The 14,493-nt window shown below is 41.0% G+C and carries 12 protein-coding genes; 5 read left to right on the top strand and 7 right to left on the bottom strand.

The window, feature by feature from the left end:
- Positions 1-5 precede the first annotated feature (5 nt).
- The 3 genes from P3L44_RS14570 to P3L44_RS14560 all read left to right on the top strand — a co-directional run bounded on the left by P3L44_RS14570 (position 6) and on the right by P3L44_RS14560 (position 2,790).
- A complete protein-coding gene (locus P3L44_RS14570) occupies positions 6-839 on the top strand; it encodes a nitrilase-related carbon-nitrogen hydrolase (RefSeq protein WP_272661741.1) in 834 nt (277 codons plus the stop codon).
- Positions 836-1,588, top strand: a complete 753-nt coding sequence (locus P3L44_RS14565; RefSeq protein WP_004256362.1) for an IclR family transcriptional regulator — start codon at positions 836-838, stop codon at positions 1,586-1,588. Before P3L44_RS14570 ends, P3L44_RS14565 begins: the two co-directional genes overlap by 4 nt.
- 251 nt (positions 1,589-1,839) lie before the next feature.
- Positions 1,840-2,790 (top strand): DUF1177 domain-containing protein, encoded by a 951-nt coding sequence (locus tag P3L44_RS14560; protein ID WP_272661742.1) that lies wholly within the window; start codon positions 1,840-1,842, stop codon positions 2,788-2,790.
- A gap of 73 nt (positions 2,791-2,863) precedes the next feature.
- On the opposite strand, the gene cspD is transcribed toward P3L44_RS14560, so the two are convergent.
- On the bottom strand, positions 2,864-3,109 hold the full coding sequence (cspD, locus tag P3L44_RS14555; protein WP_004256359.1) for a cold shock domain-containing protein CspD: 246 nt from the start codon (positions 3,107-3,109) through the stop codon (positions 2,864-2,866).
- 378 nt (positions 3,110-3,487) lie between these two features.
- On the opposite strand from cspD, the gene clpS reads away from it, so the two are divergent.
- Entirely contained in the window at positions 3,488-3,823 is a 336-nt protein-coding gene (gene clpS / locus P3L44_RS14550; protein ID WP_377145624.1) for an ATP-dependent Clp protease adapter ClpS, read from the top strand.
- A gap of 31 nt (positions 3,824-3,854) precedes the next feature.
- Positions 3,855-6,137, top strand: a complete 2,283-nt coding sequence (gene clpA, locus P3L44_RS14545) for an ATP-dependent Clp protease ATP-binding subunit ClpA (protein ID WP_004256354.1) — start codon at positions 3,855-3,857, stop codon at positions 6,135-6,137.
- A 60-nt stretch (positions 6,138-6,197) separates the two neighbouring features.
- On the opposite strand, the gene infA is transcribed toward clpA, so the two are convergent.
- The 6 genes from infA to trxB all read right to left on the bottom strand — a co-directional run bounded on the left by infA (position 6,198) and on the right by trxB (position 14,013).
- Complete coding sequence (gene infA / locus P3L44_RS14540; RefSeq protein ID WP_004244560.1) at positions 6,198-6,416, bottom strand: translation initiation factor IF-1; 219 nt, start codon at positions 6,414-6,416, stop codon at positions 6,198-6,200.
- A 141-nt stretch (positions 6,417-6,557) separates the two neighbouring features.
- Positions 6,558-7,259, bottom strand: a complete 702-nt coding sequence (gene aat / locus P3L44_RS14535) for a leucyl/phenylalanyl-tRNA--protein transferase (RefSeq protein ID WP_140170807.1) — start codon at positions 7,257-7,259, stop codon at positions 6,558-6,560.
- A gap of 7 nt (positions 7,260-7,266) precedes the next feature.
- Entirely contained in the window at positions 7,267-9,009 is a 1,743-nt protein-coding gene (gene cydC, locus P3L44_RS14530; protein ID WP_272661743.1) for a heme ABC transporter ATP-binding protein/permease CydC, read from the bottom strand.
- Positions 9,010-9,011: 2 nt separating this feature from the next.
- On the bottom strand, positions 9,012-10,778 hold the full coding sequence (cydD, locus tag P3L44_RS14525; RefSeq protein WP_140170805.1) for a heme ABC transporter permease/ATP-binding protein CydD: 1,767 nt from the start codon (positions 10,776-10,778) through the stop codon (positions 9,012-9,014).
- A 413-nt stretch (positions 10,779-11,191) separates the two neighbouring features.
- Entirely contained in the window at positions 11,192-12,871 is a 1,680-nt protein-coding gene (locus tag P3L44_RS14520; RefSeq protein ID WP_272661744.1) for a DUF4153 domain-containing protein, read from the bottom strand.
- A gap of 182 nt (positions 12,872-13,053) precedes the next feature.
- The gene (gene trxB, locus P3L44_RS14515) at positions 13,054-14,013 is read right to left on the bottom strand and encodes a thioredoxin-disulfide reductase (RefSeq protein ID WP_004256339.1); all 960 of its coding nucleotides are present in this window, start codon (positions 14,011-14,013) and stop codon (positions 13,054-13,056) included.
- Positions 14,014-14,493 lie beyond the last annotated feature (480 nt).

Below are 14,493 nucleotides of genomic sequence, written 5' to 3'. Positions count from 1 at the left end.
AAACAATGTCAGGTACAAAAGTTAAAGTTGCTCTGGCTCAGTTTGATTCAGAACTTGGCAATAAAACCAATAATTTACAACGCATGGCACAGTTGTGCCAACAAGCCGCAGATTCAAGGGCAAAACTGATTTGTTTCCCTGAGCTGGCGACAACGGGTTACCGTGGTGACTTACTGACCACTAAGTTGTGGGATTTAAGCGATTCCATCGGAAGTGAAACTTATACGCTATTTAGCGAACTTGCTACTCGTTTAAATATCACTATTGTTAGCGGTTTTGTTGAGCGCGGTGAATATTTAGGCGATATTTATAACTCTGTCGGTGTTTGGAACCCGGGGTGTGAAGGTATTAGTGGTGTTTTTCGTAAAGTTCATGCTTTCGGCATAGAAAAACAATGGTTTGGACGAGGTGATAGTTTCCCTGTGTTTGAAACGCCGATCGGTAAAATCGGTATCATGATTTGCTATGACATGGGGTTTCCAGAAGTCGCACGAATTTTAACATTACAAGGCGCGGAATTGTTATTAGCCCCTTCAGCTTGGTGTGTTCAAGATCGAGATGTATGGGATATTAATAGCGCCTGTCGAGCACTAGAAAATGGAACTCACTTACTTGCAGTGAACCGTTGGGGTCATGAAGAAGATCTGCATTTATTTGGTGGTAGCAAGGTTTTAGGTCCTCGCGGCCAAGTACTTTGTGAAGCGAGCTGTGAGGGCGAAGAGCTATTAATCGGTGAGGTTGATTTTTTAAACCAAGCCCATACACGTTTAAAAGTGCCTTATCTGAGAGACAGAAAGCCACAAAGCTACAGTGTATTAACCCAAGGTTTAGGGTCATGAGTATTTTATCTAGCGTGGTTGATGTTTACCAACTGTTCTTACGTTCAGGCAATGAACTGACGGTGACAACGTTGGTTAATGAATTAGGTATGCCAAAAAGCTCGGCCTCCCGTCTTTTAAAGCAAATGGCTGAACTCGGATTGCTGGAAAAGAAAAACAATGCACCGATATATCGACCTGGCTTGCTGATTATGGAATTAGCTCATCGGGCAAGGGGGATGAACCCGCTAATCGATATGATGCTTGAAGCACTTGATGAACTTGCGAAAGATAGTGGGTTTACCAGTTATGTGTCAGCACTTGATGATGATATGGTTCGTGTTGTTCATGCTCGTTTTGGTAATAGCATGCTGCAAGTGATCACTCAACCGGGTACCCGCTTACCCATACTGGGAACGTCAACGGGGCGTGCACTATTAGCAAGGTTACCGCTAAATGAGCGGTCAAAAATTATCGACCGTGAACCAAAAGAAGAACGGGGTAAATTAGTTGAGCGTTTGGACTTAGTGGCAGATCGTGGCTGGGAATTTTCGATGGATGAATCCGTTGCTGGAGTCGCTTCCATATCCAGCACGGTGTTCGACCCTGCACAAAATACGTTATATGCCTTGTGTTTAAGTTTGCCTGCTGCACAAATGAATGATGAGGTTATGGTGCAGTTATCTAAGAGCCTTTGTCATAAAGCCGCTTATCTTGGGTGTATGGTGGGTGACCCGTATTGGTTGCAAAAAAGCATGAATAAGTCATGAGATTATTTCATGTTATAAAAGCAAAAAGTAGTAAGTAGTTGAAGTAAGTAGTTGAAGTAAATAGTAAATTATAAATATTTAATATTGTTAGCATTTTAAGTGCGTGAATACGCCTTCATCAGGAAAAATGGAACCTCTATTACGTGAGATTCCATCTAGAGTGAAATGAGATTAACTCGCTATTCTATGCGAGTTAATCTCAAAGTAGCTCTTTACTCTCATAAAAAATAATTAAAATTAAAGGAAGTACAATGAGTCTAAAACAAACTCTTTGCGTATATGATCTAATCGATTGCGCTAGTGTTAAAGGTGAAGACATTGTTGCATTGTTCCAAGATTTCCCACACATTGAAGTCATGTCTAAAACGGTTAAGGATCACAAAGGACAAAGTGACTTTGTTCGCATTCTTATTCCAGGAACACAAGGTAAATCACAGCATAAAGACGCGCTAACACTGGGAATCATCGGGCGTTTAGGTGGAATTGGTGCTAGGCCTTCTCGAATAGGTGTTGTGTCTGATGCAGATGGTGCGATTGCCGCACTTGCAGCAGCGCTTAAACTGGCACAAATGCATGAAAAGGGTGACCAGTTACTCGGTGATGTCGTGATCACGACCCATATTTGCCCAAATGCACCAACACGTCCGCATACACCTGTTGATTTTATGGACTCGCCCCTTGAAGATGCCACGATGAATCAACATGAGGCGATCCCTGAAGCGGATGCTATTTTGTCCGTAGATACCACGAAGGGAAATCGTTTACTCAATCATAAAGGGTATGCACTGTCTCCAACAGTAAAAAATGGTTATATTTTACCTGTATCAGAGGATTTAATTCGTTTGATGGAGTGGAGTAGTGGCCAAAAAGCGGTGACATTTCCATTATCAATTCAAGACATTACGCCATATGGTAATGGTCTACATCATATCAACAGTATATTACAACCTGCGGTATCAACATCTGCACCAGTGGTTGGTGTCGCTATTTGCTCAGAAACGGTAGTACCAGGTTGCTCTACAGGGGCTAGCCATGAGGTTGATATTGCGGCTACTGTAAAATTTATGATAGAAGTGGCTAAAGCATTCACAGGAAAACAATGTGCGTTTTATGATGTTGAACAATATGATTTATTGACATCATTGTATGGTGATATGTCACACCTGCAAACAGCAGGTAATAATGCAGCAAAAAATGATTAATTTATAAATAGTCACAGTTAATTATTAGCGTTGTCAGTGTTATTAAAATAATTAACTGTGCTCTATTAGTGAGCTATAAATTCGATTCTGTTGTGTTGTCTGGAACATCCTCATTTTCAATAGGAACAATGAGGTCTGCATGATTACCTTTTGGGCCAATAGTCACACTAAATTGAACTTTCTGGCCTGCTTTTAGTGTCCTGTAACCGTCCATTTGGATACAGGAATAATGAGCAAAAATATCTTCTCCGCCATCAGCCGGGCAAATAAAACCAAAGCCTTTTGCGTTATTGAACCACTTAACGATACCCGTCTCCATATTTTATCCTTCAAATTTACCAGTATTTGCATTTAGAACGATGTATAAAAAACACATACAAAATAAATATAAATACGATGTTATTTGTTCGTAAAATATACTGTAATAAATTACCTTCTAAGGTCAAGAGGTACGGTTCAGGAATTGCTGGAAAGTGTTAAGAATTCGCTAATCAATAGCGCTCATTTTCTATAATATTTGATATGGCTCACAGATTGCTAACCATGGAAGCAAAGGTGATTCCCATGATACACTGTCGCTTGATGCAATATAGACAAAAAACAGCATAGTAACTAAATGGTATAGTTTTATGATGTTATCAATATGATTGATAGAAATCGTTGATAATAAAGACTATGCTTAAATTGAAGTTAAACACTGAGCAAGAAAGCAATGAGTGATTTTCTGGGCACATTTAAAACTGACGTCATTTTTAAAGATGAAATAGAACAAACCTTACAGCCACCATCGATGTATAAGGTGCTATTAAATAATGACGATTACACCCCGATGGATTTTGTTGTCGAAGTGTTACAAAAATACTTTTCTTTTGATGAAGAACGCGCTACACAGATAATGTTAGATGTCCATATTCAAGGAAAGGGAGTTTGTGGAATTTTTACTGCAGAGGTTGCTGAAACTAAAGCGGCGCAAGTCAATACTTTTGCTCGTGAACATGAGTACCCTTTGCTTTGCACTATAGAGAAAGTCTAATTTGGCTTAATATCAATTTTGGGAGGTGCTTATGCTCAATCAAGAACTGGAGCTTAGTTTAAACGTAGCTTTTACGAAAGCGAAAGACAGTCGCCATGAGTTTATGACTGTAGAGCACCTATTGCTAGCGTTACTGAGTAATATCTCTGCTCGCGAAGCTTTAGATGCTTGTAAGGTTGATCTTGTTGCATTACGTCAAGAACTTGAACACTTCATCGCGCAAACTACACCTTTGTTACCCGAAAATGATAGCAGAGACACCCAGCCTACGCTGAGTTTTCAGCGTGTATTACAGCGCGCTGTTTTTCATGTGCAATCATCTGGGCGCAACGAAGTCAGCGGTGCAAACGTATTGGTCGCGATTTTTAGTGAGCAAGAGTCCCAAGCTGCGTACTTATTACGCAAGCATGATGTAAGCCGTTTAGATGTAGTTAATTATATTTCTCATGGCACGATAAAAGGCGAAGAGTCGTCATCAGAACAAGATATCTCCTCTAATAGTGTGCAAAACGAAGAGCAGCCGGTCCCAGAAGACCATATGGACAACTTTACGACCAACTTGAACCAGCAGGCCAAGAAAGGGAATATCGACCCTCTGGTTGGACGTCAGGCTGAATTAGAGCGTACGATTCAAGTATTGTGCCGCCGTCGTAAAAATAATCCACTATTAGTCGGTGAGTCAGGTGTCGGTAAAACCGCGATTGCTGAAGGGCTAGCATGGCGTATTGAGCAAGATGATGTACCTGACGTAATGAAAGGCTGCACAATTTTTTCATTAGATATTGGTTCATTATTGGCTGGAACCAAATACCGTGGTGACTTTGAGAAACGTTTCAAAGCATTATTAAAAATGCTGGAAAAAGATCCGAAGAGCATTTTATTTATTGATGAAATTCACACTATCATCGGTGCAGGAGCCGCGTCTGGTGGGCAAGTTGACGCAGCGAACTTAATTAAACCGTTGCTATCAAGTGGTCGAATTCGTGTTATTGGTTCAACAACATACCAAGAATTTGGCAGTATTTTTGAGAAAGATAGAGCGTTGGCTCGTCGTTTCCAGAAAATTGATATTGTAGAACCAACTCCCGAAGAAACAATTCGTATCATCAATGGGTTGAAGCCTAAGTATGAAGCTCATCATGATGTTCGTTATACCGCAAAAGCGATCCAAGCGGCGGTGGATTTATCCATTAAATATATTACCGACAGGCATTTGCCTGATAAAGCCATTGATGTGATCGATGAAGCTGGTGCGCGAACGCGATTGGTTGCACCAAGTAAGCGTAAAAAAACCATTGGTGTACCCGAAATTGAAACTGTTGTGGCGCGTATCGCCCGCATTCCTGAAAAAACGGTTTCTTCAAGTGATAAAGACAAACTCAAGACACTCGACTCTCGTTTGAAAATGTTAGTGTTTGGACAAGACAAAGCGATAGATTCATTGTCTGAGGCAATCAAAATGAATCGGGCAGGTTTAGGGTTAGAAAATAAACCTGTGGGTTCTTTCTTATTTGCTGGTCCAACAGGGGTGGGTAAAACCGAAGTGACCGTCCAGTTAGCGAAAGCGTTGGATATCAAATTGCTGCGATTTGATATGTCTGAATATATGGAGCGCCACACGGTTAGCCGCTTAATTGGTGCGCCTCCTGGCTATGTCGGCTTTGACCAAGGTGGTTTACTGACCGATGCGGTTATCAAACATCCGCATTCAGTGGTGCTGTTAGATGAAATCGAAAAAGCGCATCCAGATGTGTTTAATATTCTTTTACAGGTAATGGACCACGGAACGTTAACAGACAATAACGGTCGTAAGGCGGATTTCCGTAATGTTGTTGTGGTAATGACAACCAACGCTGGGGTGCAAGAAACTCAGCGCCGTTCTATTGGTTTTGCTGAGCAAGATAATAGCACTGATGCGATGTCTGAAATCAAAAAGGCGTTCTCACCAGAATTTCGCAACCGCCTTGATGGTATCATTTGGTTTAACTCATTAACTCCAGAAATTATTACGCAAGTCGTTGATAAGTTTATTGTGGAATTACAAGTTCAGCTTGATGAAAAGGGTGTATCAATTGAAGTTAGCGCCGCGGCTCGCCGCTGGTTGTGTGAAAAAGGTTATGATAAAGCGATGGGTGCCCGACCTATGGCTCGCACCATTCAGGATAACCTGAAAAAACCATTAGCAAACGAGTTGTTATTTGGTTCACTAACCAATGGTGGCTCTGTAAGTATCGGGCTTGATGAAAAAAGTAACACACTGACATACAGCTTCAGTAGCGTGCACAAGGCCTCTCCGGAGGATGCGGTATTCTGACGAATAGACCACAGGTGTATCAATGCACCTGTGGTTGTCAGGCCTTGCCTGAAGAGAATATCAACGGCTACGGAAAATGATTCGGCCTTTGCTCAGGTCATAAGGTGTTAACTCTACAGTTACCTTGTCGCCTGTCAGGATGCGGATATAGTTTTTACGCATTTTTCCAGAAATATGAGCAGTCACCACGTGACCGTTTTCCAGTTCAACACGGAACATTGTGTTTGGCAGGGTATCTAAAACTGTGCCCTGCATTTCAATATTGTCTTCTTTGGCCATCTAATCCTCTAAGTTTAATAACCGTGATTTTTAACGGGCAAGATAATGCCCAAAAACCCGCACTAAGTAAAGAAGTGTCGCATTTTAACGCGATCTTTATTTTTAAGTGAAGGAATAAAATTAATGTAAAACCAAAATTCATTAATCGAAAATTGGCGGTATTTCAATCGATTGCGGTATCCAGCAGGCGGGGTCAATCGCTTTGTCACGCCACCGATAAAGAATATGTAAAAAATCCCTACGGGATATCTCTTTTGCGCCCATTGAGGCGGTATGGTGGTTAAGTACCTGACAATCAAAAAGTTGCCCATTATAGCGCAAAAAATGAAAATAGAATGTAATAAAAGCAAATTTGGATGCATCATTCATTCTACTGAACATAGATTCCCCACAAAATAGGTGCCCCATGTTCACGCCATACAGGCCTCCAACGAGTTTATCGCCATACCAAGCTTCAATGGAATGCGCCATACCTGCTTGGTGTAGCGCTAAATACCCAGCTTGAACTTCGGGTAAAATCCATGTGCCTTCTTGGCGTACAGAACAAGCTGCAATAACTTGCTTGAATGCATGGTTAACAGTAATGCGATAAGTCTGCTTTTTTAAAACTTTTTTCATTGACCGGCTAATATGGAGTTCACCAACCATGAGTACTGCTCTAGGGTCCGGAGACCACCATAAAGGCATCTCTCCAGGATTAAACCAAGGAAAGATACCATCATAATAGGCAGCTTGCAGCCTTTTTGATGAAAGATCTCCGCCAATCGCTAATAAGCCATTGGGCTCCCGCATGGCTTCAGACACGGGAGGGAATAAATAGGAGTCATCATCTAATTGGTACATATACGCCTCAGAGCGGTTGCTGTGCCCAGTGGCGCTGGCGGAACTGATAATACTGGCCTTGCATACCTAACAGCGCTTGATGGGTACCTTGTTCGATGATTTTACCATTATCCATCACACAGATGTTATCCATTTCCTCTAAGCCCTGCATACGGTGAGTAATGACAATTAACGTCTTATCGGCACATTTTTCTTTTAACAGTGCTAAAATTTGCTGTTCAGTTTGTGCATCAAGCCCTTCCGTTGGTTCATCCATTAGAATTAATGGTGTGTTATGTAATAAAGCACGGGCAATACCTAAGCGGCGTTGTTCCCCTCCAGAAAGTTGTCGGCCGCCTTCACCCATCCACGCATTAAGCTTTAATTCGTTTTCTAATAAATTACCTAGACCAACTTGCTGCAATACTTCGCTTAATTCGGTATCCGTCGCTTGTTCATTGGCGAGCAACAGATTATTGCGCAATGTATCACTAAAGACATGAACCCGTTGTGGTACTACAGACATCATATTACGTAACGATTTTTCGCTAAATTCGTTAATAGGCGTGCTATTTAAGTAGATGGTTCCGCTATCAACATCCCAAGCACGGGTTAATAACTGCAGAAGAGTGGATTTACCACAACCTGTTTTACCTAATAAAGCAAGGTGTTGGCCTTTATTTAATGTTAAAGACACATTTTGAAGAACGGCAAATGGCTGTTCTGGATAGGTAAATGAAATATTATCGACAGTCAGATTTTCCAATGTTGCGATTGAAGGGCTTTCACTTGGGAAAGTTACCTCTGGTTTTGCGGTCATTAATTGGGAAACGCGAGTGGCAGATGCAATCACTTGACCCATATGTTGGAAGGCAACAGCAACAGGGCCTAATGCTTCGAAAGCCGCTAGCGCACAGAATACAAATAAAGCAATCAGTGCTCCCGGTTTTGTATCGCCCCCTACATGGTCGGCAGCCATCCAAAGAAGTAGTGTTGCTGTAACACCAGAGGCAAATAAAATAATGGCTTGAGATAACCCAGTGAGTGCCGCTTGCTGTTGTTGACGCACTTGCCACGTATTTTCGATATTAAGCAAGTTTTGGCGAAAACGTTCAGTGGCGCCAAATAATGTTAACTCAGCTTGCCCTTGCAGTGCGGAGGTTAAAATAGTGCGATAACTTCCACGTAATTCGGTTAGCTCACGGCCAATGGGTTTTCCTGCACGATAAAATATAAATGGCATTGTAAATAGCAAGAACAGCATGATGCCACCCAGTGTCCAAGCAAGACGAGGGTCGAGATAACTTAAACCAAAAATAAGGACAAAGGTAACAAAAAATGCAGTAATGATCGGCGATAAAACACGTAAATAGAGGTGATCTAGGGTCTCTACGTCAGCGACCAGACGATTGAGTAACTCCCCTTGACGAAAACGACTGATACCACCCGGCGAAAGGGGCAATACTTTACTAAAAGCAAAAACCCGTAAATGAGCAAGTACTTTAAAAGTAGCATCGTGGCTAACTAGGCGTTCTCCATAGCGGCCAGCGGTACGAAAAATAGCGGCACCACGGACACCCGCAGCGGGTAACATGTAATTAAAATAGTAAAGACCCGGAAAACCAGCAATGGCGGTTCCGGCTAAAAACCAACCAGAAAGGGTAAGTAAGCCAATACTTGCCAGTAAGGTCACAATCGCCAAGATAATGCCTAATGTAATTAAAAACCAATGGCGGCGGTAAAGGGCTAAGAAAGGTAATAAAATTTTCATTATCAAAGCTCCTCACTGCGATGGGCAAGTAACTGGGCAAAAGCGCCTTCTGACTGGCTTAACTGTGTGTAATTACCTTGTTGAATGATTTGCCCGTTAGCCATTACCCAAATTTGGTCATAATCAAGGGTTTCTTCCAGTAAATGGGTGACTAAAAGGGTCGTTTGCTGACTTGATAGCTGGTTAAGTGTTTGCATAACACGTTGTTCGCTGTGGGAGTCTAAGCTCGCAGCAGGCTCATCTAGAAGGAGCATACGAGAGGGTTTCAACAGGGTTCGTGCAACGGCAACTCGCTGAGCTTGCCCGACCGAAAGGCGAGCGGCATAGTCACCCAGCTTGGTATTTAGGCCATCAGGCAAATGGGCTAAGAATTCGGAAACATATGCATTATCAATCGCCTGTTGAATTTCCGCTTCTGTAGCATTTGGCTTGCCTAAACAGATGTTTTCAACCAGTGTTTGCTCTGGAAGGTGAGGGTTTTGCCCAACCCAACCGAGTAATTCACGCCATTTATCAGGGCATAATTCACGAAGTTCAACACCATTTATGGTGATGGAACCGCGATAAGGCAAAAAGCCTAACAATAAATTCAGTAATGAGCTTTTTCCCGCACCACTTTGGCCAACAATTGCAATACGTTGTTGTGGCTCAATATTGAAATCTAATGGCCCAGCAAGGCGCACACCATCATGGGATAAAATTTCTAATTGTTTAGCTTGAATATAGATAGCCTCATCACTCAGTGTTTGGGTTCCTTGTTGAGCTTTTTGTTCGCCATCACTGTTTAATAGCGTTTCGAGTGTTTCAGCGGCACCAACAGCTTGCGCTTTGGCGTGGTAGTATGTGCCAAGGTCACGTAATGGTTGGAAAAACTCTGGCGAAAGTATCAGGGCAAGAAAACCTGCAAATAGCGTGACAGGTAAACCATAGCTACCGAAGTTCATTTCGCCCAAGTAGGAAAAACCAAAATAGACAGCAACAACAGCAATAGAAATCGACGCAAAAAATTCAAGAACGCCAGAAGACAGAAATGCCATCCTCAATACTTCCATCGTTCTGGAACGAAAATCTTCTGTTGATTCACGAATTTGCTTAATCTCTGCTTTTTCACGAAAAAATAACCGTAAGGTATCAAGGCCCCGTAATCTATCGAGAAAACTCCCGCTTAAACGACCTAAGGCAATAAAGTTACGACGGTTAGCATCCGCAGCGCCTAATCCGACTAATGCCATAAAGATAGGAATCAGCGGGGCAGTGACGAATAAAATAAGTGCTGCAGCCCAGTTAAAGGGGAAAATAGCAATCAGGATCATAATGGGGATGATCCCAGCTAAATACATTTGAGGAAGATAGCGCGAATAGTAGTCTTGCATATCTTCAATTTGTTCAAGAATAATTGTAGCCCAGCTACCCGCTGGCTTACCTTTAACCCACACAGGGCCGAGTTCTTGAAGTTTATCGAGTACCATGGTACGTATTTCTTGGCGCACCACTTGGCCACAACGAAAGCCAACGCGTTCTCGTACATAAGTGACAATTGCGCGTAAGATAAAAACGCAAAGCAGAAGAACAAAAGGGGTTAATAACTGTTCTCGAGGAACGTTATCCATAATCAATGCTTGTAAGATAACAGCTAAGAACCAAGCTTGAGCAATAATCAGTAATCCACTCAAAATGCCTAGTAACATAGAGATCCGCAACCAGCGCTTGGCAGGGGCACTGTATTGTTTTAACCAACGTACCAATTCAGTCTGTCTTGATTTATCCATAATGATTTAGTTAGCAGGTGTAGTTTTAATGTCATTGAGTATAGTTAGGAAACATCACCCTAACGTTGTTTTTACCATGCGTGATATTGCAGTTGACCTGTTTTAAACCGCATGAGAACGATAAATTTTGATCTGGTAACGCAATTGGTGATTATAAGAAAATCTGCGTTTTTGATCTTACCCACAAATTCGAGTATTAGAGTACATCATAACAGCTTCACCGCGATATGTTACCTAATAAAAGTGGGTTATTTAAAGTGAGTTGTGCTTTGTTATTAAATTGTTTTATAAAGGTAAATTTAATATTTCAGTAAATTTTTAGATGTAATGATATTGGGATATTACTGTATTTTTACGTAATAAAAAGGTGGCTTAACAAAGAAATGTTAAGCCACCGGCATTTTTCACTACAATTAGAATGTGGGGTCTATCATTAACCATTCTTTGGGTTTTAATCTATAGTTTCCTTTTAATAAATTATCCCAAGCCTGATCTTTTTCTTTCATGGTATTAAATGAGCGAGTTTGCGTATCCATTAACTCCCAGGTTTGTTCCGTTTGTTGCCATATATTGCAATCAATACTAGAACTACTTGGATAGGAATAGCACATAACCACATCATCTTGATTGTTTTGGTTAACATCGGCCATAAAGCCCACACACGGGTATGGGTCGTATTGTGAGGTACAATACCAAGCACTGCTAAGGTTTTCCCCGAGGTCGAACCAACTCTCCGGTATTGCAGGGCTATTTTGAGCTTGAATTAATACTGATTTTAGCGATCTGCGCTGTTCTTCTTCATAAGGGCTGGTTTGGAATAGTTTTTGATATTCAGGGTTATTATTGAGTTTTTCAAAAGCTTGTTGCCCTTTCTCACCTAATTGTTTTAAGTCATAAGCAAGCGAGCTATTGACTTTGATTTTGCCATTTTCAATCCCCGCAAGAATACTGTTCAGTGTGATGCGTTTAAAATCAGCAATAGGGCTGTTAATGACCAATATAATGGCAATTAGAGACAAAATTCCCGCTTTATTGATAGGGCCTAAATAGGACATCCAGGCTGATTTTTTATAGATAATTGCGATGCTATAAGCAAAAACCAATACAAATAGGAATAGGGCAATAGTAAAGGCGTATAGGCGCTCAACACTCCAACTATACTGGTTAACTCGTACTAAAATTCCATAGAGCGAAAGCACTGAAAATGCATTAAGTAACATAATGCTAATTAAGACAAAACCGTTGAGACCCGCACGGAATTGATATTGGGTTGTGCCATCGCCATACACGAAATTGATAAAAATAAGGTTTAAAATTAAAAACCACAGCATTACTGCGGAGCCTAAGCCTGCAGAGGTTAAACCTGAAAAGAATGAAACAACGAAACCGCCTAAGAAAATAACAGCAACAATATTCAATAGAGGTAAGAAAAAACGCGCAATAAAGCTAACAAAATTACTGAGTTGTACATTCAGTGCTGTGCGTAAAAAAGCTAAACTCACGTTGAACCCAAGGGCAAAGCTCACCCAATAGATAACGTCGTTATCAAGAGCTTCACTCAAAAAAGTTAGGTTAACAATGCCAAATAAAAAACTGGCTATTTTTACGATTAATGTTAGCAACCCACCGATTATAGAAGCGAGAATACCCAGAAAGGTATTTTTAATATATAGCCCCATTAAGCAACCGTAATCAATTTTCCATGTTCTTGTGGTTTGCCACGATTGCATCCAAGGAAGTATAAAAAAGAGCAGGACGGTGAGGGTGATAAAGGCGAAGAATGGGTCTGTATCTGAAGAATTTAGAAAGTCTTGGGCATGCCAGTAATTGAGCCAGAAAATTAACCCAATAATGACCGCAATGTTCAGATAAAAAATAGCGGATTTTGCATTGGTAATTAGGTAACTGATTGCTGAAGGAACAAAAATGGCGAGCAAAATAGGCAGATATAGGGTGGTGGCGCTTAGTTGGCTTTCTAGGCGGATAGAGTAATCAGTAGTGGCTGTGATGACGATGCCTTGAATCACGGCAAGTATGACAATAATAAAATAAGAATAACCGCGAATGGCATCACGTTCTAATTGTTGCCCCATACCTACACCTTATATTAATTAATGTTATGTAAAAACAGTATAGGCAGTATTAAAAAAGTACAATATAAACTTGGTCTTAAAAATATATGCAAAACCAATAGTTAGGATGGGGAGTATAAGTAATAAAAAAGGCTTCAATTGAGGAAAAATTGAAGCCTATCTAAATTACAATCACTTATTGATTATTTTGATGCTAAGCCATCAAGATAACGTTCTGCATCTAAGGCTGCCATACAACCTGTGCCCGCAGAGGTAATTGCTTGGCGGTATATATGGTCCATGACATCACCAGCCGCGAACACACCTTCAACAGAAGTTTGAGTTGCATTGCCTTGGGTGCCAGATTGCACTTTAATATAACCGTTGTCTAAATCTAATTGGCCTTCAAAAATAGCTGTATTTGGGCTGTGGCCGATGGCAATAAATGCCCCCATAACAGGGATATCTTCTGTTGCGTGTGTTTTAGTACATTCTAAGCGCACACCCGTCACGCCCATATCATCACCTAATACTTCATTTAATGTGCGGTCGGTATGCAGAATAATATTACCGTTCTCAACTTTATCCATTAAACGATTAATCAGGATTTTTTCTGCACGGAAACTATCACGACGATGAATTAAATGAACTTCTGAAGCAATATTAGAAAGGTACAATGCTTCTTCTACCGCAGTGTTTCCGCCACCAACAACAGCGACTTTTTGGTTACGATAGAAGAAACCGTCACAAGTTGCACAAGCTGAAACGCCACGGCCTTTGAACGCTTCTTCTGAAGGTAGGCCGATATAACGAGCGGAAGCCCCTGTTGCAATAATTAATGCATCACAGGTATATTCATTTTCATCGCCAATTAAACGGAAAGGACGTTGTTTTAAGTCCACTTTTTGGATATGGTCAGATATGATTTCGGTGTCAAATTTTGATGCGTGCTCATGCATGCGTTCCATAAGCCCTGGACCGGTTAAACCTTCTGGGTCACCAGGCCAGTTTTCAACTTCAGTTGTGGTGGTCAATTGACCGCCTTTTTCCACCCCAGTAATCAATGCTGGGTTTAAGTTTGCACGTGCAGCATAGACAGCCGCAGTATAGCCCGCAGGGCCAGAACCAAGAATGATTAACTTGCGATGTGTTGTTGTGCTCATGAATTCCTCTTTAATCTAAAAAGCATTTATCAGATTGTAGGAGAAATAAGAGGTTAACAAAAGTGGTTTAAGTGCGACTTAGTTTCATTTGGCTTATTTCATCAATAGGTAATACCGACAAAATGTAAAAAAATATGACAAAAAGTTGCTTGTGTCACGCATCACAATTTTTAGGAATTATCTTGAATTAAGGCTGCGAAACGTTTTACTGGAAAAAAAAGCGAAATCTTGTACTGATTTTTATTCATTTGCTTTGACAATCGGCTGCGCATTTGCGAAAACATCAGTGTAAGAGTTAATTATCTAGCTGATCAATGGAAATGGCGCATTTTTGTTCTTGCTGGAAAATTAACTTTACACTACTTACAAATTTAAAATACAAGTAAACATTGTGGATGATAATTACATTCACACTAACTTCAGCATTATGAATAAAATTTGCTCCTGAACACGAATTCCTAAATAAAAAAGGTGGTGGCT

Origin of the sequence: Providencia sp. PROV175, from assembly GCF_032707045.1 — a bacterium.
Taxonomy (GTDB): domain Bacteria; phylum Pseudomonadota; class Gammaproteobacteria; order Enterobacterales; family Enterobacteriaceae; genus Providencia; species Providencia hangzhouensis.
Note: the sequence above shows the minus strand (reverse complement) of the source record. Positions and strands in the feature narration are given on the sequence as shown.

Bases quoted from the DNA above. Each gene is read 5' to 3' on its own strand.
- P3L44_RS14570 (WP_272661741.1), top strand. From the start codon at position 6: ATGTCAGGTACAAAAGTTAAAGTTGCTCTGGCTCAGTTTGATTCAGAA.
- P3L44_RS14565 (WP_004256362.1), top strand. From the start codon at position 836: ATGAGTATTTTATCTAGCGTGGTTGATGTTTACCAACTGTTCTTACGT.
- P3L44_RS14560 (WP_272661742.1), top strand. From the start codon at position 1,840: ATGAGTCTAAAACAAACTCTTTGCGTATATGATCTAATCGATTGCGCT.
- cspD (WP_004256359.1), bottom strand. From the start codon at position 3,109: ATGGAGACGGGTATCGTTAAGTGGTTCAATAACGCAAAAGGCTTTGGT.
- clpA (WP_004256354.1), top strand. From the start codon at position 3,855: ATGCTCAATCAAGAACTGGAGCTTAGTTTAAACGTAGCTTTTACGAAA.
- infA (WP_004244560.1), bottom strand. From the start codon at position 6,416: ATGGCCAAAGAAGACAATATTGAAATGCAGGGCACAGTTTTAGATACC.
- aat (WP_140170807.1), bottom strand. From the start codon at position 7,259: ATGTACCAATTAGATGATGACTCCTATTTATTCCCTCCCGTGTCTGAA.
- cydC (WP_272661743.1), bottom strand. From the start codon at position 9,009: ATGAAAATTTTATTACCTTTCTTAGCCCTTTACCGCCGCCATTGGTTT.
- cydD (WP_140170805.1), bottom strand. From the start codon at position 10,778: ATGGATAAATCAAGACAGACTGAATTGGTACGTTGGTTAAAACAATAC.
- P3L44_RS14520 (WP_272661744.1), bottom strand. From the start codon at position 12,871: ATGGGGCAACAATTAGAACGTGATGCCATTCGCGGTTATTCTTATTTT.
- trxB (WP_004256339.1), bottom strand. From the start codon at position 14,013: ATGAGCACAACAACACATCGCAAGTTAATCATTCTTGGTTCTGGCCCT.